The organism is Cytobacillus sp. FSL R5-0569 (assembly GCF_038007265.1).
GTDB classification, from domain to species: Bacteria; Bacillota; Bacilli; order Bacillales; family Cytobacillaceae; genus Cytobacillus; species Cytobacillus kochii.
The window spans coordinates 2829016-2854735 of the sequence record NZ_JBBOWW010000001.1; the positions used below are offsets into that span (position 1 = coordinate 2829016).

The 25720-nt window shown below is 34.9% G+C and carries 28 protein-coding genes; 7 read left to right on the top strand and 21 right to left on the bottom strand.

Annotation, left to right across the window (positions count from 1 at the left end):
* Positions 1 to 63: 63 nt before the first annotated feature.
* Both MKX78_RS14330 and MKX78_RS14335 read left to right on the top strand, forming a co-directional pair.
* The gene (locus tag MKX78_RS14330; RefSeq protein ID WP_095372922.1) at positions 64 to 1191 is read left to right on the top strand and encodes an amidohydrolase; all 1128 of its coding nucleotides are present in this window, start codon (positions 64 to 66) and stop codon (positions 1189 to 1191) included.
* Positions 1192 to 1684: 493 nt separating this feature from the next.
* Entirely contained in the window at positions 1685 to 2245 is a 561-nt protein-coding gene (locus MKX78_RS14335; RefSeq protein WP_095372921.1) for a GNAT family N-acetyltransferase, read from the top strand.
* Positions 2246 to 2265: 20 nt separating this feature from the next.
* Here MKX78_RS14335 and MKX78_RS14340 read toward each other — a convergent pair whose 3' ends face one another.
* Positions 2266 to 2421 (bottom strand): DUF2639 domain-containing protein, encoded by a 156-nt coding sequence (locus MKX78_RS14340; RefSeq protein WP_095372920.1) that lies wholly within the window; start codon positions 2419 to 2421, stop codon positions 2266 to 2268.
* 56 nt (positions 2422 to 2477) lie between these two features.
* The gene (locus MKX78_RS14345; protein ID WP_095372919.1) at positions 2478 to 3251 is read right to left on the bottom strand and encodes an SDR family oxidoreductase; all 774 of its coding nucleotides are present in this window, start codon (positions 3249 to 3251) and stop codon (positions 2478 to 2480) included.
* Between the two features lie 189 nt (positions 3252 to 3440).
* Between MKX78_RS14345 and MKX78_RS14350 the strand changes: the two genes are divergently transcribed.
* The gene (locus MKX78_RS14350) at positions 3441 to 3905 is read left to right on the top strand and encodes an Hsp20/alpha crystallin family protein (RefSeq protein WP_307313313.1); all 465 of its coding nucleotides are present in this window, start codon (positions 3441 to 3443) and stop codon (positions 3903 to 3905) included.
* A gap of 16 nt (positions 3906 to 3921) precedes the next feature.
* Positions 3922 to 5376 carry a flavin monoamine oxidase family protein gene (locus MKX78_RS14355; RefSeq protein ID WP_095372917.1) on the top strand — a complete coding sequence of 485 codons (1455 nt, stop codon included), beginning with the start codon at positions 3922 to 3924 and terminating at the stop codon, positions 5374 to 5376.
* A gap of 249 nt (positions 5377 to 5625) precedes the next feature.
* Here MKX78_RS14355 and MKX78_RS14360 read toward each other — a convergent pair whose 3' ends face one another.
* From MKX78_RS14360 to MKX78_RS14390, 7 genes are all read right to left on the bottom strand, one after another.
* Positions 5626 to 6396 carry an SDR family NAD(P)-dependent oxidoreductase gene (locus MKX78_RS14360; RefSeq protein ID WP_095372916.1) on the bottom strand — a complete coding sequence of 257 codons (771 nt, stop codon included), beginning with the start codon at positions 6394 to 6396 and terminating at the stop codon, positions 5626 to 5628.
* Positions 6397 to 6500: 104 nt separating this feature from the next.
* A complete protein-coding gene (locus MKX78_RS14365; RefSeq protein WP_341051442.1) occupies positions 6501 to 7145 on the bottom strand; it encodes a GntR family transcriptional regulator in 645 nt (214 codons plus the stop codon).
* Positions 7146 to 7490: 345 nt separating this feature from the next.
* Positions 7491 to 8366, bottom strand: a complete 876-nt coding sequence (locus MKX78_RS14370) for a CAP domain-containing protein (RefSeq protein WP_322909511.1) — start codon at positions 8364 to 8366, stop codon at positions 7491 to 7493.
* Positions 8367 to 8845: 479 nt separating this feature from the next.
* Positions 8846 to 10249, bottom strand: a complete 1404-nt coding sequence (locus MKX78_RS14375) for a sensor histidine kinase (RefSeq protein ID WP_095372913.1) — start codon at positions 10247 to 10249, stop codon at positions 8846 to 8848.
* On the bottom strand, positions 10246 to 10926 hold the full coding sequence (locus tag MKX78_RS14380; protein WP_341051443.1) for a response regulator transcription factor: 681 nt from the start codon (positions 10924 to 10926) through the stop codon (positions 10246 to 10248). The genes MKX78_RS14375 and MKX78_RS14380 overlap by 4 nt, the downstream gene beginning before the upstream one ends.
* Positions 10923 to 11897: a YncE family protein gene (locus MKX78_RS14385; protein WP_341051445.1), complete on the bottom strand. Its 975-nt coding sequence runs from the start codon at positions 11895 to 11897 to the stop codon at positions 10923 to 10925. Before MKX78_RS14385 ends, MKX78_RS14380 begins: the two co-directional genes overlap by 4 nt.
* A gap of 75 nt (positions 11898 to 11972) precedes the next feature.
* Positions 11973 to 12236, bottom strand: a complete 264-nt coding sequence (locus tag MKX78_RS14390; RefSeq protein WP_307313298.1) for a hypothetical protein — start codon at positions 12234 to 12236, stop codon at positions 11973 to 11975.
* 100 nt (positions 12237 to 12336) lie between these two features.
* Here MKX78_RS14390 and MKX78_RS14395 point away from each other — a divergent pair, with 100 nt between their 5' ends.
* A complete protein-coding gene (locus MKX78_RS14395; protein WP_095372909.1) occupies positions 12337 to 12579 on the top strand; it encodes a DNA alkylation repair protein in 243 nt (80 codons plus the stop codon).
* Between the two features lie 91 nt (positions 12580 to 12670).
* Here the strand turns inward: MKX78_RS14395 and MKX78_RS14400 are convergent, their stop codons facing one another.
* From MKX78_RS14400 to MKX78_RS14445, 10 genes are all read right to left on the bottom strand, one after another.
* Complete coding sequence (locus MKX78_RS14400) at positions 12671 to 13489, bottom strand: hypothetical protein (protein WP_322909516.1); 819 nt, start codon at positions 13487 to 13489, stop codon at positions 12671 to 12673.
* 220 nt (positions 13490 to 13709) lie between these two features.
* Positions 13710 to 14630, bottom strand: a complete 921-nt coding sequence (locus MKX78_RS14405; RefSeq protein WP_341051447.1) for a CobW family GTP-binding protein — start codon at positions 14628 to 14630, stop codon at positions 13710 to 13712.
* A 22-nt stretch (positions 14631 to 14652) separates the two neighbouring features.
* The gene (locus MKX78_RS14410) at positions 14653 to 15015 is read right to left on the bottom strand and encodes a hypothetical protein (protein ID WP_307313291.1); all 363 of its coding nucleotides are present in this window, start codon (positions 15013 to 15015) and stop codon (positions 14653 to 14655) included.
* A 56-nt stretch (positions 15016 to 15071) separates the two neighbouring features.
* Complete coding sequence (locus MKX78_RS14415) at positions 15072 to 15971, bottom strand: LCP family protein (protein WP_322909517.1); 900 nt, start codon at positions 15969 to 15971, stop codon at positions 15072 to 15074.
* 177 nt (positions 15972 to 16148) lie between these two features.
* Positions 16149 to 17354: an MDR family MFS transporter gene (locus MKX78_RS14420; RefSeq protein WP_281202380.1), complete on the bottom strand. Its 1206-nt coding sequence runs from the start codon at positions 17352 to 17354 to the stop codon at positions 16149 to 16151.
* A gap of 5 nt (positions 17355 to 17359) precedes the next feature.
* Entirely contained in the window at positions 17360 to 18595 is a 1236-nt protein-coding gene (locus MKX78_RS14425; protein ID WP_341051450.1) for a multidrug effflux MFS transporter, read from the bottom strand.
* Between the two features lie 427 nt (positions 18596 to 19022).
* On the bottom strand, positions 19023 to 20516 hold the full coding sequence (locus MKX78_RS14430) for a lmo1851 family serine protease (RefSeq protein WP_341051451.1): 1494 nt from the start codon (positions 20514 to 20516) through the stop codon (positions 19023 to 19025).
* Positions 20517 to 21014: 498 nt separating this feature from the next.
* Positions 21015 to 21872: a M15 family metallopeptidase gene (locus MKX78_RS14435; protein WP_224937565.1), complete on the bottom strand. Its 858-nt coding sequence runs from the start codon at positions 21870 to 21872 to the stop codon at positions 21015 to 21017.
* A gap of 309 nt (positions 21873 to 22181) precedes the next feature.
* Positions 22182 to 22883, bottom strand: coding sequence for a purine-nucleoside phosphorylase (deoD, locus tag MKX78_RS14440; protein ID WP_095372899.1), 702 nt, complete (start codon positions 22881 to 22883; stop codon positions 22182 to 22184).
* A 131-nt stretch (positions 22884 to 23014) separates the two neighbouring features.
* Positions 23015 to 23323, bottom strand: coding sequence for a YodL domain-containing protein (locus MKX78_RS14445; RefSeq protein WP_095372898.1), 309 nt, complete (start codon positions 23321 to 23323; stop codon positions 23015 to 23017).
* Positions 23324 to 23508: 185 nt separating this feature from the next.
* On the opposite strand from MKX78_RS14445, the gene MKX78_RS14450 reads away from it, so the two are divergent.
* Positions 23509 to 24387, top strand: a complete 879-nt coding sequence (locus tag MKX78_RS14450; RefSeq protein WP_341051454.1) for a glycerophosphodiester phosphodiesterase — start codon at positions 23509 to 23511, stop codon at positions 24385 to 24387.
* Positions 24388 to 24461: 74 nt separating this feature from the next.
* Here MKX78_RS14450 and MKX78_RS14455 read toward each other — a convergent pair whose 3' ends face one another.
* A complete protein-coding gene (locus tag MKX78_RS14455) occupies positions 24462 to 24644 on the bottom strand; it encodes a YozD family protein (protein ID WP_095372896.1) in 183 nt (60 codons plus the stop codon).
* Between the two features lie 148 nt (positions 24645 to 24792).
* On the opposite strand from MKX78_RS14455, the gene MKX78_RS14460 reads away from it, so the two are divergent.
* Positions 24793 to 24963 carry a hypothetical protein gene (locus MKX78_RS14460; protein ID WP_157733954.1) on the top strand — a complete coding sequence of 57 codons (171 nt, stop codon included), beginning with the start codon at positions 24793 to 24795 and terminating at the stop codon, positions 24961 to 24963.
* On the opposite strand, the gene MKX78_RS14465 is transcribed toward MKX78_RS14460, so the two are convergent.
* Positions 24938 to 25654 carry a hypothetical protein gene (locus MKX78_RS14465; RefSeq protein WP_341051456.1) on the bottom strand — a complete coding sequence of 239 codons (717 nt, stop codon included), beginning with the start codon at positions 25652 to 25654 and terminating at the stop codon, positions 24938 to 24940. The two genes, MKX78_RS14460 and MKX78_RS14465, sit on opposite strands and share 26 nt — an antisense overlap.
* Between the last annotated feature and the right edge of the window lie 66 nt (positions 25655 to 25720).

Below are 25720 nucleotides of genomic sequence, written 5' to 3' on the forward strand. Positions count from 1 at the left end.
TTTTGTCACTTTAACAGTGTATTTGCTAAGGATGAATTTTATTAGAAAAAGGACTGGATGCTGATGTCGACGATACTTTTTAAAAATGCCATTGTCTATCCCATTACTTCAAAGCCTTTCCACGGAGATGTATTAATAAAAAATCGTATAGTGAAAAAGATCGGAAAAGATATTCAAGATTTGCATGCACAAGTCGTTGATTGTTCTCATGGTTTTCTGTTACCTGGTTTTATTGATGTGCATACACATATTGGATTATATGACGAGGGGACTGGTTGGGCTGGTAATGATGCGAATGAGACAACACAGCCATTAACACCTCATATTCGGGCAATCGATGGCATCCACCCTTTTGATCCTGCTTTTCGTGATGCACTTAAAGCTGGGATAACTACTGTTCACGTAATGCCAGGCAGTGCGAATATTATTGGTGGCACCACATCCATCTTGAAAACGTACGGCAATAGTGTTGAAGAAATGCTTGTTAAAGAAACTGCTGGATTAAAAATTGCTCTTGGAGAAAACCCTAAAAAGGTTCATAGTCATAGCAATGAACATTCAATTACTAGAATGGGCATTATGGGGATGTTAAGAGAAGCTTTTTATAATGTTCATGCTAATCCAAATGAAGTAAACCTGCGCACATCCCCTATTATTAAAGCACTTACACAAGAAATACCTGTACGAATCCATGCCCATAGAGCAGACGATATTTTAACTGCACTACGATTTGCTAAAGAATTTCATTTAGATATTCGAATTGAACATTGTACAGAGGGTCATTTAATTACTCCTTATTTAGGAAAGAATCTACAAGTGAGCGTTGGACCAACATTAACAAGACGATCAAAAGTAGAGTTAAAAAACAAGACGTGGGACACTTATAAAATCCTCGATCAAGCAGGTGTCTCCGTTTCAATTACTACCGATCATCCTTATACACCTATTCAATACTTAAACATTTGCGCAAGTATTGCTGTTCGAGAAGGTTTATCCGAACAAAAAGCATTGGAGGGAATAACGATCGCTGCCGCTAAAAACTTAAAAATCGATCATATCGTTGGAAGCATTGAAGAAGGGAAAGAAGCTGATCTTGTACTCTGGAGCCATCATCCTTTTCATTTTCTAGCAAAACCAAAATGGACAATGGTCTCAGGCAATTGGGCATATACAAATGCGGTGGATAAATAAAATGATAAGGAGGCGATTTATCTTCAAATTAGAATTTCCGTCTCCTATCTTTGTCTAAATGATGATAAGGTTTCTTCACCATTTATCTCCAATCAATAAACTGTTTTCTATGTCCCTACCTCTCTTCACCTCAATGTATGGTACCTTTTTCACCTTCTCATTTACTGGTTCCTTTTTGCAATTTTACCATTAGAATCCTGTATGCAAAAAATGGAGAAATTTGGCGAAAAATAATCTTAAAAATAAGGTAAAAAATCTATTCCCTTTTTGCTATTTTTTTAGTATTATACTTTCATAAAATAATATTTTTAGTCGATAATATCTTTTGTTTTTGGATATTGGGAAGGCAAATGGTGCGCCACCAGTTTACTGGTTCTAGTGGGTTCGATTCCCACCCCGAAATTTTTTAGTTACATTACAAAAAATTTCGAGGGTGGGCCTTTTCTGTCTTTTTGGCATGGAGTAGGTTTACTCTCACGTGGAGGGATAACCAATGCTGAAAAAACGTGACCTAAATGATTGTCAAGTTTTATTCGAATTGATGACGCACCCCGATGTCTTCCCTTTTGTGCGTCATAAAGCTCAATCTTATGAAGAACTGTTATTTATTACGAAACAAACGCTCGAAGCTGAGGAACAAGAAAAGCTCATCTCTCGTACCATTACAGATGAATGGAATAATCCAATTGGCACAATTAGCTTATATGACATTGAAAACCAAGCTGGTTTTCTTGGCACATGGATTGGTAAACCTTATCATGGTAAAGGTTATAATCAATTAGCCAAAGATGCTTTCTTTAATGAACTTTTTTATGATTTAAATATTGAAACTATTTTTATGCGCATAAAAAAAGAAAATATTCGTTCATTAAAAGCTGCCCAGAAACTACCTTATGCCATTTATGCCAATGAATCACGTAAAAGTTTGTATGATAAAATAAATGAAACTGGCCAGATTTATGATTTATTTGAAATTCCTAAAGATCTTTATTCTCTTCATATGCTTAGAGAAGGACTTACAGTGGAAGATACAACTCATCTAAAAGAAGCTTAAAAAACAAGGGAGCTTAATAGCTACCCTTGTTTTTTATTCGCTAAAACCTGTTGATAAATTTTTCTGACTTCATAGGTCTTGTAAAGTTCTAATTTCCGTAACTCTATTGGATGTCTATTAACACCAAATTCTTTTAGTTTTGCAATATACCAGCCTTTTGAACCTTGATAAGCCATCCTCATCTCTCCCACAGTCTTTTTAACAATATATGTGATAAGAATCGGAGACATGCTTATTGATGAAGGTTTTTTCCTAACACATCTTTTGCTCCAGTTATGGGAATGACACTACCCGTGATAAAACTAGATGCAGGTTCAATAAGAAAAGCAATCACCCTCGCCACATCCTCCCCTGTGCCAGGGCGCCCGACAGGAGTTCGATCATCTTTTACTGTACAGGCATCGTCTATATCACTCTCTTTCCACTTGCCAATAATATCCCCTGGACAAACCATATTTACTGTTATGCCATTTTCTGCTTCTTCTAAGGCAAGCGTCTTTGTTAATGAGACTACACCTGATTTTGCTGCAGCAAAAGCCGAACGATACATCCATCCTGGGGCAGTTTCAGCGCGATCAAAACCTATTGTTATGATTCTCCCCCACTTCCCCTTTCTCATGAGTGGAATGATGGCTTTTCCTAATATAAATAAAGCTTGTAGATTTCCATTTATTAAATAAGACCATTCATCTAAAGAGTATTCAATCATTTTCTTTTTTTCATGAATATATGGGCCCGCGTTATGTATCAAGATATCAATTGAATCTGTTTTCGCTAATGATTGCTGTATGAGATGATTACATTCATCTTCATTCGTAATATCTGCTTTAATTGCAATATTTTTTGTCCCATATTTGTTAGTAAGGGCCTCACAAAGTTCAATTGCTTTTTGTTCACTATGTCTATAATTAATAATCACATTTACATTTTGCTCTGCTACTTTCCAAGCAATACTGCTACCGATACCGGTTGACCCACCAGTAATTAACGCTGTCTTTGTATTCACAAAACAACCCCTTTTAGTTAGAATTTTTAAAATTATTATTTAATTTTAATACTAATCACTATAAAGTAATGTTGCAAGTGTTTTGAATTGATGTTTTTTTAACGAAAATAGAAATGTTGCATAAATTAATGAATAGGCGATTATCATCATCGGAAAGATCATCTCTTTTTTTGGAAGGGTGAAAAGTGTATGTTCCCTTGGAATCAATTCCCATTTAATAAAGAAATGAAGTCCAAATTCGAAAAATTAAACCAAAAAGAAGTCAATGAGTATGTACAAGGGATGCTCGGAAAAGTCTTTCCGAATGACCTTCAATATTCAAACGAGCAAAAACAAGAAGAAACTCAACATACAACAGAAAATAGTCCATCACAAAGTAAATTAAGATTTCGTGTCTTGGAGACACATAAATATGTTTTTGTGCGAATAGAAATCCAAAAACGAGAATGGTTAAAGCAATTAAAAATGTATCATACAACCAATCAACTCATTCTCGAACATATTCCAAAAGACAGTGACCAAACACTTATTACATTACCGACTCTTGTAAATAAAAAAGGCGCTAAAGCAGACTACCAAGATGCCATTTTAGAAATCCAACTTTATAAGTTGATTGACCGGCAATTATCTGAAATACATGTCGATGACCATTAGTTAGGAGGGGAATATTATGTTACTACCTGAATACCCTAACGACATGCTTTCAATCATCAAAAATGGATTACCAAATATAAAAAAAAGAAAGAAGAAAGTCTTAATTGCAGGTGCAGGCATGGCTGGATTAGTTTCAGCCTCACTCCTTAAACAAGCGGGTCATACTGTCACTGTTCTAGAAGGGAATAACCGTATAGGGGGTAGAATCTACACGCTTAGGTCCCCTTTTACAAATGGAAATTATCTTGATATGGGTGCGATGAGAATTCCTCATACACATAAACTCGTATTACAATATATAGAAAAGTTTCAATTGCCATTATCCCGTTTTATTAATAGTCATCCAAACGATATTATTTATATTAATAATAGGAAGATTTCAAGAAAACAATACGAAGAAAATCCAAACTTACTTGATTTTCATTTAAATAAAAATGAGCAAGGAAAGACAGCCTTTACACTATTACAAGATGCCGTAGAGCCATTTATCACTCTCTATAATAATAGTACAGAAGAAGAAAAGAAAAAAATGATCTCAGAATACGACAAATATTCAATGGTCGATTTTTTAAAGTTTAACCCTTTAGCAACGCCTTTATCTTCAAATGCGATCAGATTAATTAGTATTCTCTTAGGTATTGAAGGGTTTCAAGAATTATCATTTATGTCGATTTTATCTAGTGTTCTCTCCCCACTCTTTCAACCTGATATCCAATATTTTGAAATAAGAGGTGGGAATGATCAACTTCCCTATTCCTTTCAAATGGAATTAGCATCGAACCTATTTTACAATCAAAAAATAGAAAGAATCAAACAAAGTAGTAATAAAGTAAATATATACGTACATGATACATATCAACATACATTTAAAACGTATACAGGCGATTATTGTCTTATTACCTTACCGTTTACTACACTTCAATTTATAGATTTACTACCCAAAAATAGCATTAGTCAAAAAAAATGGCAGGCAATTAGAGAATTGCAAAACATTTCTTCTATGAAAATTGGAATTGAGTTTAGTAGCCCTTTTTGGGAAAGGTACAACTTTGGTCATGTCATAACTGATTTACCGATTCGTTTTAGCTATATTCCAAGTAGAGTAAATAATGATGCACCAGCGGTTTTACTTGCAAGCTATAGTTGGGGCAGTGACGCTTTATTATGGAATAGTTTGTCACAATCAGATATTACGAGGGAAGTCTTGAAATGCTTAAGTGAAGTATATGGCAATATTGTCTATAAAGAATACCTTAGAACCTTTACATTTAATTGGAGCAGAAATTCATTTTCTGCAGGTTGTTTCACGTTATATGCACCAGGTCAACAAAAACATTTCGGTGAGGAGGTAAGTAAACCCTCAGGCAAACTTCATTTTGCTGGGGAGCATACATCCTTATTCCCTGGTTGGATTGAAGGAGCAATCGAGTCAGGTATTCGTGCAGCGGCAGAAATTCACATGAGGGAATAGTCATAATAAAAAAACGGTGAAAAAGCCATAAATAATACAAAGACCTTTTCACCGTATATGTTATTTAAGTAACAGTATATCCACCGTCAACTGTTACAGATTGAACCGTAAGTAAGCTTTACCCATCTTTACGCTCATATCAGCAATGACAACGTTTGCACATTTTTCACTGCATGCCTTGACATCTACATAGCCAATCACTGTAACACCACTCGTGATGATATGCTTTCGCGTAAGTTTATTTACAAATTAAACCGATGTAGCACCTTGTCCACCATCGATACGATAATATGAACCTGAAATAAATGAAGCTTTTTCTGATGATAAAAATACCATTAGATCAGCAATTTCCTCAGCTGTTGCATATCTTTTCATTGGTACAGAGCTTTCAAATTGTGTACGTGCATTCTCTGTTTGTTCAGGCATGGCGTTTGCTTCAATGGATCTCATCATTTGTGTATCTACACCAGATGGTGCTACTGCATTGACTCTAACACCATAATCTGCCGCTTCTAATGCAGCCGTTTTATTTAACCCTATTACCGCATGTTTAGATGCAACATAAAGTCCCATACCTGGTGCACCTAATAAACCGCCGTTTGAAGCCGTATTAACGATTGCCCCACCTTTTTGAGCTTTCATCACAGGTAAAACATATTTTAATCCTAAAAACGCACCGTAAACATTTACACCAAATACTGCATCAAAATTTTTCTTTGTTTGCTCATCTAAGATGGCAAAATCGCCATTGATTCCAGCGTTATTTATAAATGTATCGATACGACCAAATGCTTGTTGTGTATCTTCAACATATTTCTTTACATCTTCTTCTTTTGTTACATCAGCTGATAACAATAAAATCTCCTCAGCATCAATAGAAGCAGCAGCCTTTTCTAATGCTTCTTTAGATAAATCTACTAGTGCGAGCTTGGCACCTTCTTTAGCAAAAGCTTTAGCTGCTGCTATTCCAATACCACCTGCGGCACCTGTAATTAGAACTACTTTGTTTGTGAAATTCATCTCATATTCCTCCCTTTTGTCTCATACAAAATAATCATACTACTAAAATTGTATATTGTCGACAATTTTGTTTGCTATAATAGGATGCCCAAAAAGTGGCATCCTTATTCTAACGTTTCTAATAAAAGAGCTGGAACTATATCCTTCGCTTCAGTAATTTTATTTTCCATTAGATTCTTGGTGATTAATTTCATTTTTGGATGAAAACGATTCATCGTATTCGTTGTCCATTTCACTTGGGCAAACACTGTTAATATATAAACAGATTCATAATAAAATTTAGATAGTGCTTTATTATTCGCCACTTCAAAAAAGAACGTAGTTAAACCCGTGGACTTCATTTGATAACCAATGAGATCACCTGCAAGGAAAGCTTCTTCCACTGCATTGAGTTTTAATTTTAACGTATCTTTCGTTTCATCATGCCATTGATGCAAAGTCATATCTAGTGCCATTTGAATGAGTCCAACCATGACATGTGTATATTCTTTAATATCTTCTGTCGTAAAGGATTTTACAACTGTCCCTTTTCGATGAATACGCTCGACAATATTGTCTACTTGAAGTAAATATAATGCTTCTCTCACAGGTGCTCTACTCGTTTTTAGCTCTTCTGCTATTTTCTCTTCCACAATTTTATCTCCAGGAATATAAGAACCTTCCATGATTTTCGTTAATATGTATTTGGCAATTTGTTCGGGAAGCGATTCACCAAATCGATGCTCATTATTAAATAAAAAATCCTTCAAACCATTCACTCCGTTGTTTAATTACTCTTTATTTATCCATTATATCATTTAATTAGAACGATTTGGAAATTTAATCAGAATTGGATGAGTAAGCCGTCAGGTATATAGTTGTAATCAGATGGTTGTAAAATTTAAATTTGGTATCCATCAAATTCATGTACACAAACACAAACTATATTGGTAAACATTCATGAATAAACCTTACTTTGCTACAATAAGTCAAATCATAAAGTCTGAATATGCATTTGTTTTATAGAGGAATAAGAAAAAGATGAGCAACGTCTGCATCATATGATACAGGTGTTGCTCATCTTGAAGGATAATTTAAGCATATTTATCCGATGATTATTTACCGATGAACATTTGAGTCCAGTAATTACCGTTCTCAACATAACCTACTCCAAGGTGAGTATAGCTAGAGTTAAGAATGTTTTCACGGTGACCTTGGCTATTCATCCAAGCTTGTACTACTTCTTCTGGTGTTTGTTGACCTTGGGCAATGTTTTCACCTGCTGAAGTATAAGAAATACCAAATTGTTTCATCATATCAAATGGAGAACCATATGTTGGGCTGTTATGATCGAAATACCCTTTTGCTTGCATATCACGAGATTTTTCACGCGCTACCTTACTAAGCTCCACATCAAGTTTTAATGCAGGAAGACCAGCATTTGCACGCTCTTTATTTGTTAAATCAAGTACTTGTTGTTCATATGCACTAACTTCAGATGAAGCTTCTTCTGATGGTGCTTGTTCTTCTTCAGTTACTTCTTGCTCTGGTTGTTTTTCTGGTTGTGCTGCTTCTTCAGCTGGTTGTTTTTCTGGTTGTGCTACTTCTTCAGCTGGTTGTTTTTCCGGTTGTGCTGCTTCTTTAGCAGGTTGTTTTTCCGGTTGTGCTGCTTCTTCAGCTGGCTGTTCCGCTTGCTCTGGTTGTGCTGCATGCGCTTTACCTTGTTCTAATGCTGCTTGTGCTTTTTCTTTCGCTTGACTTAAGATATTTTGAATATCCTCTTGATTCCAATTTACATTATATTTACCGATGCAATCTTGCATCACTTTATTAATATAATCTTGGTTTAACATATTAGAAGTTTGATAGACAAAAGCCTTTGTATCTACTTTTACTTGAGCTGGCTCTGCCGCTTCTGCCTTGTTTAAACCTGGTGCTGATACTAGTAATGCAGCTGCTGCCGCTACTGAAAAAATAACTTTCTTACTCATAATCTATTTCCTCCCTAATGGATGTTTTTTGTTGTTTCTTGCTGTGACATAATCATATCATAGGTTTTTTTGTAATATTTTTGGGAGGAAATAGCAATGAATTATTCTTGTATGGTTCTATCTAAAAATAGAAAGAAAAAACGTTATGATTAGTAGGTTTGTTTGATTTTTAGAGAATAGGTTTTTTTATCATTAATTGGTAATGACACTATCGTGTTTCCATTTATATACTAGAATACTATACTTGACAACTTAAAAAAGCCTTTTTCTCTTTTACGTTTATTACATGAAGGTAACATTCGTGATAATTATTATGCAACTATAATGAAATGATATCAAAGCCTAAAAACCTTGATATAAGGCGGTTTGTAGCATAAAAACCTATTTTCATTTGCCTATTGAAGAGGAAGGGAAATACATCCCTATCCTTCTATATAGAAGGCCACTCTTCTTCTTATAGAAAGAGTAGCCTTTAAAAATTAATGATCATTTACCATCGGAAGTATAATTTGTATCGTTGTCCCAATATTGTATTCACTTTGAATAAGCAAGCGCCCTTCATGTAAATGTACGAGTTTTTCCACAATAGCTAACCCAAGCCCTGTACCTCCATCAGCTCTTGTCCTTGCTTTATTCACTCGGTAAAATCTTTGCCGGATTTTATCTAAGTCTTCTTCAGGTATCCCAATCCCAGAGTCTTCCAATTGGATACAACAGCCATCTTCTGTTTGGAAAAGATCAAGTAGTAATGTGCCCTCATCAGTATATCTAATCGCGTTATCAAAAATATTTTGCATAATTTGTTCGATTCTTCCTTCATCTGCAATAATAATGATATCAGGATCAAGATCTACTTCTATAGATAAGCCTTTTCTTTTAATTCGCGGACTATACTTTTGCACGACATCTTCCAAAAGCTGGGCTAGGGGTATTGGCGCCTTCACCAAACGATAGTCATCAGTTTCAAGTTTTGACAAATCTAATAAATCACCGACAAGTCTCTCCATCCGAGTTGCTTCCCGATAAATGAGTGCAAGGTATTTTTCGTGATCTTCTTCATTTGTTACAAGACCTGACTTTAGTGCATCACTATATCCTTTGACATAACTAATCGGTGTTCTTAATTCATGAGACACATTAGCAAGAAATTCTCTCTTTCTATCATCTTCTTTTTGAATAGATGTGGCCATTGAATTAAAAGCACTAGCCAGTTCACCAATTTCATCTTGTTGATTTGTCGATAGTTGCACATTGTAATTCCCTCTAGACACTTGTTCAGCTGCTAACTTCATTTCCATTAACGGGCTAGTCATTCTTTTAATGAGGAAAGTACCTGTCATAATGGCGAATAGAAGAAAGATGAACGCGGCGAGCATCCAAAGATAAGCGAAATCCTGTGTAATATCAGAAATTTTCTCTAACGGTAAATAAACATATATAATACCAGCGAGACGATTATCATCTAATAACGGGATAATGACACCCATAATACGAGTATCAAATCTTTCTTCAAAACCCGTTTTGTAAATTGGATTTCCTTTTAATAATTGCTCTCGTTCTTCTCCGTTAATGAGCGAATCATATTTCATTTCAAATGGAAAGCATGCGCTCAATTCCCTAGGATTATCTACCATGATAATATCGGTTTCTGATTTATCATTGTACCAAGCTACTTTTTCCTTTAAGTCTGTACTTATTTCTCCACCTTTGTAATCAGACGCTAAGGCTAATCCTTCTTCTAATAATGTATCTTCTACATTTTCGACATATAATTTCTCATAAAACAGATAAGATAAGATATAGGAATAAACAATTGTGATAAGTATCGCTATCGTCACCGTTAACCATAACTTTTTGGCTAATGTGTCGGTAAGGTACTTCATTTGTCTGGTACCTCTAGTTTATAACCTACCCCCCATACGGTTTGAATGTAATCTGCTATACCTAATTTCATCCTTAATGTTTTAATATGGGTATCAACCGTTCGTAGGCTACCATCATATTCAATTCCCCACACATGTTCAAGGAGCTGCTCCCTTGAAAGAGCCTGGTTAACATGTTGAATTAAATAAGAAAGCATTTCAAACTCTTTTAATGTTAAAGATATTTTTTCCTCTTCGACAAGGACTCTCCGCGCTTTTTTATCTATAGATAACTTTCCTATCTTTATTTGCTCTGATTCTTGTTTCACTTTTCCAGATCTCCGAAGGACTGCATGTATTCTAGCAACAAGCTCTCCTGGACTAAGTGGTTTAACAATATAATCGTCACCGCCTAATTGTAGCCCCTTCACTTTATCCCATTCTTCTCCTTTTGCTGAAAGAAAAATGATTGGAATATCTGAATTAGTACGTATTTTTTGACAAACTTCATATCCATCTTCATTTGGCATCATAATATCTAAAATGACTAAATCAATTTCAGCTTCCTTCAATTTCATGTAGCCCTCTTCACCACTCTCAGCTGTATAGCATTTAAATCCCGAATTCTCCAAATACATCTCAATCAATGTTCTCATATCTGGTTCATCATCAATAATTAATATAGTTACTTTTCTCATGAATCCTCGTTCTCCCTAAGCAAAATTTGAAACGGACCTTCGCCTACTTCTACTGATCCTTTCAGTTTTATTGTTTCTGAATCGATAAATTGTAACTCAGAGCTATCATACCCTGCGACTAATACTATATCGCTAAAGGTTTCAATTGTGAAAGGGTTGGCTGTTACGCTCATTTCACCTATTACTTCACCAGCCTCATTTAACTTATACAGCAAATTGGTTCCATGGCTCACAACAAATATCGCCTCATCAGCTTTGGTAAAATCGACTGGCATCGAAGGAACACTAATTTTTCTTAATGCTTTTCCGGTCTCTCTATCATAAACATGTACATATTTTTCAATATCTAATCCTTCACCATGTCCACCAACCCATATTTCGTTATCTAATGGGAACAAACCTGTTGCATGTGTATGTATTTCATAGTTTTCTTTTATTTCCATTCTTTCCAAATCAATACTTGTAAGAAGATTTTCATCAAACCCTATAATGATGAGTTCATCCCGAGCTTCATCATGTTTCATCTCGAGTGGTCGATCAAAAATATCAATATGACTCGTTTCTTCTCCATTACTATTAAAAAAACGGACGCTATTTTTTCTTTCATCTAAAGCAACTATTGTATCAGGTCTTAGTTCCTCAACATCTACAACACCCTCACCAATTGTCCACTGATGAATCAGTTCCCCTTTAGATAATGAATAAAGATCAATGGTGTTTAACTTTTCACCATACAGTAACAGAGTGTCGCCATCTGATAGTACACTTCCTCCTGTGTATGCTTTATTGACCTTCCATGAACCAATGTTTTTTTGCGCCTGTATGTCTATAAATGATAGGCTCATCTCCTTAATATTTACTGTTATCGCAATATCCCGCTCAGCTGGTATATTAGTGAATTCTTCTTGTCTACAACCAGTTAAGAAAGAAGAAATCAGTAAGAAAAATATGAACGCCTTGTAATAACGCATATAAAGTTTCTCCCCAGTTTTAATGTTTTTATAAGTCAAGGATACCGGATGGTTGTGTTAAAAGTGTGAAAACCTTCAATCGATTGTATCGAAAATTTCAAAATGTATATCAATGAGTGCGACTTTCATATCAGAAGAAAGTGAGGAGTCAATAATTCTTTTAATCGCAGCAATTAACTTTTTTTGTTTATCTCTTCTTACTCGTGGGTGAGCATTTTCATCTCTTAATTCTTTTTCTATTGCTATCATTAACACAATATCCGGATTTTCTTCATCTGTTGCCAGTGCTCTATTTTTCCATAATGAACGGTAGCTTTGTAAAAGATCCTTACTATTCATTTTAATTCACTCCTCTCATATTGAATCTACTTGATTCATACATAAATTTCAATTGAACGTTAAAAATAAAAGTAATTCATTAATAGGAAGGGGCTAGTCTATGACTACACCATATTGCTGTCCATCATGTAAAACTAATCGTTCACGCTTTAATATTATTGAACAACATCCGCGTTCAGTTAAGCTTGATCCACAATCAGGCTCTGTACTGGAAGAATACGCAGCAGAAAATTTAACTGCTTTCCATTTAAAATATAATGGTCCAACAGTAAGAATTCAATGCGGTGCATGTGGCCTAATAGAAGATGAAAAAACTTTTATTAAGTTTGGAGAAAACCAATAAAAAATAAGGGTGTAGTAATGAAGAAAGCGTTCAAAATCGATACGATTAAGAACGCTTTTTTTATCTTGTTATTTCCCTATCTCATTTAAAATCAAATGCGATTTTTCAACAAAAAATTCTTAGCATCGACCTGCCATGGATCAAGTGGAGAGAATCTTACTAAACGAATGGAACCCCGATAGCTCTTCTTGCCTTTATTCTTTATATACCAATCCACTTGAATGGGAAGATTAACTACTAATGCAGTATTTCCTTTCTCTAAGTGACCAATTGAAGTTAACTTTACATTTTCAATCGAACGAATCGCTTTGTCATCTATCTTGTTTAATGCGACAAGAGACAGGAGATAAGCATCTTGTTGTTTCAAGCCTGCTATAAAGGCAGCTGATACTTTTTCCGGATCAGATATTGCCATATACTCATCAAGTTTACCTGCAGCTTTGAGAATCATCAATTTATGAGATAAATCCATTGAATTGGTACGATGTGTCGTACTACCAAAAAAATGAATACAAAAATGACCTGGAAAATTATTCGATAAAGCACCTGCCCCGTGTGGCATCCCGTGCATGGAAGCAGCAATCCATTCTCCATCACTAATGACGATAATTGCTCTTCGCTTCCAACTCCATTTTCCATTATAAATTTCCTTCATTGTCTTTGTATCTTCTTTCGTTAATGGTTGAACATCTGCATGCTCACTACCAGCTCTTCGTTGGACATCAAATCGCTTACCAGTATCGACATCTAGCACAGTAAACTTCTTAAACTTCGGTAAATGTTCTTTCGCTTCTTTCCAAGGCAACATCTGGATAGGTAATCCAATTTCATCATCCACCATACTATACATCTTTATAGGGGACACTAAATAAAGCATTAAAAACAGGGAGACAATGCTCAACTTTTTCATCTTTTATCACTCTTCTTTATTAGGTTTCATCGTAAAGTTTGCCTAAAGATGAGCATTTATATGTATAGTAACTTTTGGATGGATTTGTCCATATGAAAAACAATAACAGAGTAGCTTCTAGAATTACACCTCTCGACTTGTTAACAGCTAAAGGCTTGGACTGTATTCCACAAAAAAACTGAGTAAGAACAAAATCCTACTCAGTTTATTTTTAATCAATTTATTCTTTTGGTTTTTCTAGAGATTGTAGTCCGCTTTCGATTTTATCCCAATCAATATTTTCTCCGATGAATACCATGTTTAAAGGAATATTCATATCTTCTTGAAAATATACAGGCATCCCGTATGAAAATTGGAAAAGCTGTGGATAGGCTAAAGATGAGAACTTAATATATCCCTTCATTCGATAGAGCGTGTCAGGTAATTCCCTCAAAAAATCCTCAAAAGCAGATCGATCTACAGCTCCTTTAAATTGATAAACAAAGGTGCTCAAATGTAAATCTGTGCCAATCCTGCTGCTAGATTGTTTTTCTTTCGGCAGTAAGGACAATTCTCTTATTCGTTTAATTGGTACTTTTGCATTTTTTGTTAACAATGTAAAAGCTGTCGAATTAATACTTTGAACTTCTTGGATGACATTTGCTTGTTCATCTTCAGATAACAAGTCAATTTTATTAACAAGTAGGCAATCTGCATGTCTAATTTGTTCAACTAAAAGCTGTAGCACTTGCGGTGTCAATTCTTTTCTGTGTAGCCATCTTGCACTATCAAGGATTGAAATAATACCTTTAGGGACAATTGAGTTAGCAAAAAGTGGTGAAAGCACAGCATCTAAGACTTCCACTGGATGTGCTGCTCCTGTCGCTTCGATATAGATGACATCTGGTTTTTCAAGCGTTAATAAACCTTGTAACTGTCCTTCTAATTTGTCTTGAATGGTACAACAAATGCAGCCATCCAATAATTCTTTTAATGGAATGTCCTCATCTATTGCATCTGAATCAATTGATACTTTTCCTAATTCATTCATTAAAACAGCCACTTTTCTACCGTTCTCTTTTTCATCCTGTAGCAACTGCTTTAACAGTGTTGTCTTTCCACTCCCTAAAAATCCAGCTAATATATAGATCTCTGTACTCATGTTTATTTTTTCCCCTTAAAGTCTATTCTGCAATTGTCTCTTCAATCATATTACTGAGTTTGTTTTTTATTATTTCATACGTATCGTCGGTGATATAACCTATTTTTTGGAACTCTTCTTGCTTACATTTCCATACGGGAATATAACCATGTGGGAAATATTCATCCTCTTCTTCTAATCCTACTTCAATAAAAGATTGGTAGTCGCTTTCTAAACATTGATCATGTTGTGCTTCTTTTCCTTTTTTACAGCGAATGAATTCAATCACCAAGTGTTCATGTTGTTTGTAATGTCTTAGCATTTCAGCGATTAACATTTCACAAGTTTGTTCGACCTGAACGACCTCCTTCTTCATATTATCATTCATTTGAACAATCTGCCTCATGGAAACCACCTCTTTCATTGAACCATTGTAAAGGATAGAAGAGAATGGCACAAATATTACGGTCGCCCATTGACCTCCGTGACATTCTTCTCTTTGAAAAACTGCCTGAGAGCGGAGATATTTTCTTCATAATCCATATCTAACACAGCGCCAGCATGTGGAGAATTTTTGTCAACAAATGAATCGTCTACCGGAATCCGCATTGTCTCTATATCTGTTATTGGATTCAATAATACAGAGGTCGCCATCGCAAACATCTGATCAATATGTAAATCTGTATCAACATTTGCCATAATCATTTTCATCATTTCAGGTGATTTGGCGATTCCTTCAATAGATGTCATATGGTTTTTTAGTTCTTCCTTTAATAAAGCAAGCACTTCCTGTTGTCGCTTTACTCTTCCATAATCGTATTCATCATCATGACGAAATCGAACGTAATCTAATAGTTGCTCACCATTCAAAAAGTTTTTACCTGGCTCAATGTTCATATTCATATCTTCAATCATTGCTGCAGGAACATCAACTTCCAGTCCATTTGGAGCAACAGTATTTAGGATATTTGCAAATCCTTTAAAGTCAATGACAACTGAATGATCAATATTTATTTGAAAATTTTCTTCGATTGTTTGTGAAAGTAATTCCGTTCCTCCTAAAAAATAGGCATGATTCAATTTATGGTATCCTTTTTCATAATTCGGAATTTCTACATAGCTATCACGCATAATAGAGACTAGTTTAACTCTTTCTTCTTTTGGTTCATACCGAGCTAACATAATTGTATCAGATCTTGAATCTGTTTCTCCTCTAGAATCAACACCAACAAGTAAAAATGTTTTTGGTTCTGAATTGTTCCATGTTGTTCCCTTCTCCTTTTGACGGTTATCTTTCTCAGATATGCCAGATGAACATGCTGCTAATAGTAAAGCTAACAAAATGATGACATATTTTCTCACGGTTCATCCTCCTTATTTTTCCTTATTCATTCATTGTAGGGATAGATGAACAACTTTATACTTTAAAAAAGAGGAAATAGTTTTTTACATTTTTTCCTTTCTAACGTAAGGGGGCTTTTTCATATAAAAAGAACAAACTAACAACCCATTATTGCGTGTTGTTAGTTTGTTCGGTGCTTAACTTAATTTCTTTTCAACTGTCACAATCACTTCTTTTTTAATTCCTGCTGAAAAGAAAATAATACTACATAAACAAATGACGGCGATCACAAAGAAGGCAATCGTTCCCCCGCTGATACCAATCAAGTATCCACCAATCATTGGACCAATAAAACTTCCTGTATTCCTGAACTGAGCAGCACCAAAATACGTGCCACGTAATTCCTCTGAAGCTAATTGATCAATTAATATACTACTTGCTGGAAACGATAATATCTCTCCAAAGGTGAATAAGATTACACCGATAACTGCCATTATCCAATGAGTGGATATAGCAAAAAAGAATAACCCAATAGCTACAAGAGCCGAACCAATAATCATAGATTTTAAAGGGCGAACCTTTTCCATCAGTTTTGCAAAAGGTAATTGTAATATAATTACAAGGATGGCATTAATGGATAAAAGAAATGAATAAATGACGACTCCATTCTCCAATCGGTTATCAAAGTGTTGTGGTAAGTTTGAATCCATTTGCGAATAACCTATCGCAAGTAAAATACCACCTAGAATATAATACAATAGCGACCTATCCCTCCTTACAATGTGAAAGGCAACAGGTAAGGTCACATTTTCTTTATTCTCCAAACGAGGAACACGCTGAATCGTAAACAATAAAATGAACATATATGCTAAATAAATACCACCAGTAATATAAAAAGTGAGAGACGCATTTGTTAATGCTAATACAGCCCCGATTAATGGGCCAACAGCTGCCCCAATATTAATTGCGACATATCTTAAGGAAAATACTTTCATTCTTTGTTCCTTTTTTGTTAAATCGGCCATCAATGCTTGTGCAGTTGGTTCAAAAAAGGAATTACACAAACCAAGTAAAGCATTGAGTAGCAAAAAAGCAAGAGCTGAGGCGGACAAAGCAAAGCCAAAATAAGCGGCTGCTGTACCAATTAATGCAACAAGCATAATCGGCTTTCTTCCAAATTGGTCAGATAAATGGCCCCCTATAAAACCACCTATTGTCGACATTAATGGACCCATCCCGATAATGAGGCCAATTAAAAACGAAGGATAGTCCTGATTCACTAAATATATAGATAAAAAAGGCAACGTCATAAATGCCGCCCCGCGAGATAAGATTGTACCAACTAGTAAAATCCATATCGTGCGATGAAACTGATTATAATAATCTTGTAATCGTTTAATCATGTTGGTTATCCTTTCGATTCTTTTACAATCCGCCCTTTAACTAGAAACAAATAAGATAATAGAGCTAAGATTTCTGCACTAGCAATAATAAATGCCATTGGCCATGAAGAAGATTCACCAGCTATTCCAACTAACGGAGCAGCCATACCACCAAGCAAGAACGTCATTAAGCCAATTAAGGCTGAAGCACTACCAGCATTTTCGCCTTGTGAAGCCATTGCCAACGAAAAAGTTGATGTATTAACAACCCCAACAGCAGAAACAACTAAAAATAACGGAATAAGAACACCCCAAATACCTAGATGAAAAATTTCACTTAGAAGTAATGTAACCCCTCCAACTAAAGCAATCATCAATCCACCGAGTAATAAAGTTCCCTCATGTATTCGCTCTGAAAGTTTTCCCGTTAATTGACTGCCTAAAATAATGCCAATTCCATTCATTGCAAAACAAACACTAAACATTTGCGGAGAAAGACCATAAATGTTTTGCAATACAAAGGGAGATCCAGAAATATAAGCAAACATTGCAGCACCAACAAAACCTTGAGATAAAGCGTATCCCATAAATTTACGGTCTTTTACGATTTTTCCGAAACGGCTAAAGGAAACAAAAACGCCTCCATTTAACCTCTTCTCAACAGACAAGCTTTCTTGTAATGAAAAGATAACCAGTAATAAGCTAAGAAACCCGATTAATGTTAAAACAAAAAATACTCCTCTCCAAGAGGTAATCGTTAATAGTTGGCCACCAAAAACGGGTGCTAAAATAGGGGCTGCCCCGTTTATTAAACTAAGTGTGGCAAAAAATTTAGTTAATTGTGTACCACTGTATAAATCTCGAACTACGGCTCTTGATATAACAATTCCTACAGCCCCGGCTAATCCCTGAATAAACCTTAATATGATGAATAATTCAATGTTTGGAGAGGCCATGCAGGCAACTGAAATGAGACAGTATAAAATAAGTCCAAATATTAACGGGCGCTTACGGCCAACCATATCACTAATTGGCCCGGCAAAAATTTGTCCTAAAGCTAAACCAACCATACATGCTGTTAAGCTTAATTGTGCATAGGATGCACTTGTTTGCAGATCATCTGCTAGATTAGGTAATGCCGGAAGATACATATCTAAGGATAGTGGCCCAAAAGCAGATAACAATCCGAGAATAACGGCCAGCATGAGGCGCTTACTTCTACTTTCCTCCTTATCGTTACTTAATTCACTCGTTTCGTACATCACACATCCTTCTTTCCATCTTCAATACAATTTTAGAATATTGCTAATTTACCATAAAACCTTTAAAAAAACATCAGTCTTTTTCAAATAAATTCGTCAATCGAAATAAATATTTTAAATTTACACTAAAGCTCAACAACTAAAGCCTCCGTTTGCTATTTTCTATTTAGTGCTAATCTCGGGTTATCTAAATGACAAGTAAACCCTCTTTTGCGAGGCGTTTCACATAATTTGTCTTTCAATTAAGCGTAAACTCATCATATTCTTTCTCAGTCTTAAAATTAACTGTCAAAACTAACATCTCACAAAAAAAAGAAGCATATCAATTGTTGATTTTGATTAAAAAAGAAACGACCATAACCCTTATAAATTAAAGGGTTATGGTCGCTTAAACGATTTTCACATGTTGTATAGAAGCTAGAATGAGTTATTTTTTCATTTCTTCTTTTAAAACTTCTATTGCTTTTTTGATTTGAGTATCGTTCTCTAGAAGCTTTTCACGTAAAGCTTCCATTAGTTTCACGGTTGTTTCACCTTCAATGACTCCAGTTTCATCCAATTCATTATCCTTTTGGAATGCTTTCACTGCAGCTTCTGTCTCTTCATCAAAGAATCCATCATTTTTAACAAGCTCATATTCCAGTGCCTCTAACATCTGCTGTGCTGCCTTAATTTGACTTGATGATTCCGATTTTTTTAATGGTTTCTCAGGATTAATATAAGGCAAGGAAGCATATTCAGGCAAGGAAACTTCATAATCAGGCTCAATACCTTTTTCATGAATCCAATTTGCATCTGGCGTTAACCATTTTTCTGTTGTAAATTTCATATTTGAGCCGTCAGTAAAATCTTGAGCACGTTGTACAGTTCCTTTACCAAATGACTTTTTACCGACTAGACTTACATCAGCTGATTCATGAACGGCAGCTGCTAATATCTCAGAAGCACTAGCACTACCTTCATCAATAACTACGACTAGAGGCGTCTCCATTTGCTTGCCATTAGGAGCTTGCACGGCCTCCCTATTCCCATTACGATCTTCAATTTGGAATAAAATTTCGCCTTCAGGTACAAACAAGCTCGAAATTTCAATTGCTTGATCTAATAATCCGCCAGGGTTTTGTCTTAAATCTAAAACTAGACCCTTCATCCCTTTTTCCTCTAAATCATTTAATACATCAACGAGTTCTTGCGCTGTATTTTCAGAAAAAGAAGTGATCTGAACTTTGGCGATATCATCTTCTAACATTTCGCCATATACCGTTTCAAGAGGAATTGTATCTCTCGTAATTGTTACATTCATCGGTTCACTGTTACCACCACGAGCAATTTCAAGTTCTACTTTGGAACCTTTTTCGCCTCTTATTAATAGGACTGCTTCTGAAGAACTCATTCCTTGCAAGCTCTTGCCATCAACAGAGACAATTTGGTCATTTGGTTGTAGACCAGCATCTTCTGCAGGTGAACCTTTTAATGGTGAAACAATGACAATTTGTCCGTCTTGTTCTGTAATTTCAGCGCCAATTCCTTCAAAAGAAGAGGAGATGCTTTGATGGAAATTAGCAGCTTCATCTTCATTCATATAATCAGAATATGGATCATCTAGAGAATCTAGCATCCCATTGATAGCTCCATTAATTAATTCACCCGAATCAATTTCTTGGAAATAATTTTCGTTCAAGGAATCATAGGCTTTATATAACTTTGAAAATTCACTTCTTTCATTCGTTCCTACATTTACGGCCTTCTCATCACCGAAAGACAATGCTAATGTGGTGATTCCAGCTGTAACAAAAACAAGGATGAATACAAGCATAATAAACGGGAATAACTTCATTTTTATTAGCTTAGGCTTATCCTTTACTTCCTGTTTTTCTTCATCATTATTTACTTCATTAGACAACCCTTTCACCACTTTCATCACTGTAAGCTGTGATGCTTACTCAAGTTTAAGATTTTATATTGGCGTTATCGGTATCAATAACTATACTACTGTACTGAAAATTATATCTTATTTCTTTGGAAAAGAGGAAGAATTTTCTTATGTATTCCTTTCATCTTAAGAATTCAAGCTTCTTTTATTATGTATCGATTAAATGGGGAAAGTCTCCTTCTACAAAGTGAATCTCATTTGTTCACTTCTAATTTCCCCAAACCCCACATAATCATTACATAAATGATGAAAGGAGAATGAATGCATGATTCCTGGTATATTACTATGGTGCTGTTTTGCTTTATCTATTATCTTTCTTATCTCAGGAATATTTAATCATTCTTATGGTCAAGCATTATTAAGTTTCGTTTTATTCCTGCCATTGAGTTGTTATTTATTTCGTATTGATCATTTTTTTCAATACTTTTTTCTTTTCCCTATTATTCCATTAATCGCTTTTTGGTACATTTTTATGAAGAAGCGTACTTAAATTTCTTTTACCGACTCAAAGTATTCTTCTAATGTTAGATCTTTCTCAAAAATGACCTTCGCTGCTTCTTTTCCAACATAGCGAAAATGCCAAGGTTCAAATTTGTATCCTGTTATTTCTTCTTTTCCTTTTGGATAACGTAAAATAAATCCGTACTTATGTGCATTCTCTTTTAGCCATTTACCTTCTTTTGTATCTTCGTAATCTTGTGTTAACGTGTAATCGACTGAAGGACTTGAAATATCCATCGCTAATCCTGTTTGATGTTCACTACTTCCAGGTAGAGCCACTGCTTCTGAAGCTTTTTCCTCACCTACGCTATTTACCTCTGCTTGGAAAACTGCTTCCTGCCGATCATATGAACGATACCCAGAAACAGCAAATAACGCTATATTTTCTTTTTTAGCTGCAGAGAATAATTCTTCTAATGCATCTGCGGCTTCTTTTCTAAGGTAACTTTTCTCAATATCTTGATCTCCGAAAGAATATTCAACATCTGCACGAACAAGGTCTTCAGGAGCATAATCTGCCGGTAAAGCAAAGTCTTTATTCACCATTACCATCAAGTTTGTTGGGTTTGCTATTGTTGGTTTTCCATCCACATCTTCAATTTGATTAAAAAATTGAGAAGCTAATGTTAGGTCATCTTCATTTTGTTCATCTTGTTCGGGAGGTTGTTCAGTTGGATTGTTTTCTGTTTCTTGCTGATTGTCCTCTTCTTTTTCTACAGGCTCATCTACTGAAGTTGGTTCCGAATTAGATAGAAAAGGTATTTTTTCTAAATAAGGATCTAATTGACTGCAGCCTCCAAGAAAAAGAGCAACTGTAACTGTTCCTGCAAGTACTTTCTTCATTACTTTTCCCCTATTCTCTTTCTTTATGTCAACGTCTATCATAACACTTTATATAATAAATTGCGAAAGAAGAGAAAGGCATAGTCTATGAACCTTACTATTAGTGGTTCTACCAATAACAAATGAGAAGAGGACCACTTTAAGTAGCTACAGAACCACTAGAGAAACGAGGGAAATAACAATTCTTAGAAAAGATGTCTTCATAAAATACTTCCCTTCATACGGATGTACATCTGCTTTAACTTTTACCTTAAGGCAAAAGAAAAGCGAGTGACTATGAAAAAATAATCACTCGCTAACATGTACGATTTATGAAATTGCTGCTTCTAATGCTACTTCAATCATTTCGTTAAAAGTCGTTTGTCTTTCTTCGGATGTAGTTTCTTCACCAGTAATAATATGATCACTCACTGTAAGGACAGAAAGAGCTTTTCTTGCATGCTTAGCTGCTAACGTATAAAGTGCTGCTGTTTCCATTTCGATAGCAAGAATTTGGTACTGTGCCCATTTTTCATGTTCAGCATTATCATTGTAGAACATATCAGCTGTAAAAACATTCCCAACCTTCAATTCCAACCCTTTACTTACCCCACTATCATAAGCTTTGCGCAATAGATCGAAATCAGCTGCAGGTGCATAATCAACTCCACCAAAAGTTAAACGATTCATTTGTGAGTCCGTGGAAGCAGTCATCGCAAGGATCACATCTCTTACTTTTACATCTTTTTGGATGGCTCCGCATGTACCAACACGGATCAAGTTTTTCACATTATAACTATTAATCAGTTCGTTCACATAAATAGAAAGGGAAGGAACGCCCATTCCAGTACCTTGAACAGATATTCTTTTGCCTTTATAAGTGCCTGTATAACCAAACATATTGCGGACTTCATTATAGCACTTTACATCTTCTAAAAAGTTTTCTGCAATATATTTTGCCCTTAATGGATCACCTGGTAGTAAAACTGTTTCTGCAATTTCATGTTCTTTTGCTCCAATATGTACACTCATCATATTCCTCCATCTATTAATCGTTCATTATCTAAAATATAGCATAGGATGAGTGATGATGGAAATGAAAAGGGGAAGCTAAGTTTTTCACTACATACCATTCATATAGATAAATATGAACAAACATTTTATTACCTAACCATTATTCGGTTCACTAAGGCCCAACCACCCGACTTTAATTGATAATAATATTGCCCTCTTCTCCCTTCATCAATATATAAAATATCCCCCGTTGATAAAAACCTCCCTTGGAAATCAAACGGCATGCGATCAAGGACATTAAATTGCTTAAATACAGTTGATAAACATTCTTCATGATTTGCACCTTCAATAAGTGTTCGATAAACTTCTCGATAGCCCCGAGTCTCTCTATATTTTGGAGTTTGAAAAATGGTAACATCATATTCTTTTGTTCTTGGTTTTACAAAAGTCTTGATCATATATACCCCTCCAATAAATGATTATTTTAAACAATATATTAGCTTTTTCTACGTTTATTTCCTTCAAAGAAATTCGCCTATTTTTGTCGATTAAAGAGAAATTTTATTATGAAAACGCTTACAATTTTATTTTTCTTTCATAAACTAGTATTAAACATAATGGTGGTACAAAAGGGAGGGATAATTTGAAACGAGAGAAGATTCACTTCCATAAATTCTTTTTGTTGTTTGTTTGTATTTCCATCATATGCAGCTCATTACATTGGCTATTCCCATACAAAAACTATACAAAAATTGCACATCGTGGAGACGTTGCTTCAGCACCTGAAAATACAATGGCCGCCTTTCATTCTGCGCTAAACAATGGTTTTGATGTTATCGAATTAGATATCCATTTAAGTAAAGATAAAAAAATTGTCGTCATACATGATTCATCTGTTAACCGGACCACAAATGGTGAAGGTTTAGTGAGAAATATGTCAGTATCAGAGTTACAAAAACTCAATGCGGGCGGTTGGTACAGTCAACGTTTTTCTGAAGAGAAAATTCCATTATTACAAGAAGTGTTAGATGAGTTTGCTGGAAAAATCGTTCTGTTAATAGAAATAAAACCTGGCACAGAAACTCCAGAAATTGTAGATCAATTGGCAACTCTGCTAAAACAAACTGTAAATGCTGGTGTCCCTGAAAAAATGTTACAAATCCAATCCTTTCATATTGATACATTACAGCAATTTACACAACGCGCTCCTGACTTTCCCATTGGCCTTGTCTTAACCGCGCCTATTAATCTTATTCAAATGTATACGTATAAGACAGAAATTAGTTTTTTATCGATTCATTATACGAATTTAACACATTCATTCATTCAACAAGCACAACATTATGGATATACGATCTATGCCTGGACGATAGCTACCCCATCACAGTTCAAGCAAATGCAATTATTAGGTGTAGATGGAATTATTTCGAATAGCTTGGAGCGGAGAGAAGAGAATAGATATTATGCATTTCTACAATCATTTATAGAAGGTCATAAACTATTAGAAAGATTCTTTGTATAAATATAAAAACCCAATCAACTATAGCTCCATAAAGGAACATGAATAGTTGGTTGGGTTTTTGTTTATCTTGTTTCTTACTCTTCCGAATCAAAACTTACATCTTCATCGATAATACACTTTTTGATTAAGTATTCAAATGTAATATCAGCTAATTCATCTACTTCTTGCTCTACAGGAACGAACCCTCTTTTAGTCAACTCATGAAAGAAAAATTCAGCAATTTCTTCAGTATCAATAAAAACTTCAATTTCCTTCATATGCGACTCCCCCTTTGTACAAATTGTATGTGACACATTAATGAAACATGCAACATTTCAATAGAAAAATATTTTTTTATTCTTTTGTCATTAAATCTAGTAAAAGTACATAAATATTTTCTATCACTAGTTTTGAAAGGTTGATTAGATGGAAAAATTCACAGCAGTCTGCGATCGTTTTGTAGAAGATATAAATAATGAAGAAGGAAAATGTCTACAACTATTTGATCGATTATTACATTTTTTATTCATCGCTGTTTTACTAGTAGGCATTCCTGTCATGTCAGTGGCAATTATTCAACTGTTTCATCTTTTGTAAGATTAACTTTTTTTACTTTTGTTGTGATGGTTTCTAGCTTTTTCAAGATGATTTTCATTGCTTTTTTATATTCTTCATCTTGAAAAAAGTTGTACAAAAAAGAATAGTCATTATATATGTCTAGCAAACCATCTATGATTTGTTTCTCTTCGTTAGTACGATCCATTAGATTTGAATCAACATCTTGATAACAAACATCCTCAGAATTCTTTATTTCGTTCAATGCTTGTTTGTTAATAAGAAACAACATCCCTAATTTTTCTATAAATTCGTCAGCCTGTTCGGCATCAGATAATAAGGAAAGTTCCTCTTCACCAGCCTCAAGCCACTCTCCGTCAGATATTCGAGATAACTCATAAATGACGTCTTCCCATGCATCTTCTTTATAACGCCAAATCTCGGTACGGAAGCCGACTACTTTAAAAATCTCAGTACCATATCCTTTCACTTGGACAAGGTCCCCAAAAAAGTATTGGTACTCAATATCTACATGCTCCTTATCACTTACATCTCCTTCAAACTCTGAAAGAGGCTGTAAACTTGACTCCAAATAGAGACCATCACTTTTATTCACTTCATAAACATACATACCATCAAGCCATTTTACATCTGTTACTTTCCCTACCGTTCCATAAATTGTAATCACGACTGTATCACCAACTTCATATTTCGGTTTTTTACGATTAACCATTGCCCTCATCCTTTCCAATATAGTCGTGACTTTTAATTAAGATAGTATATGCATGAAAAAGCATTT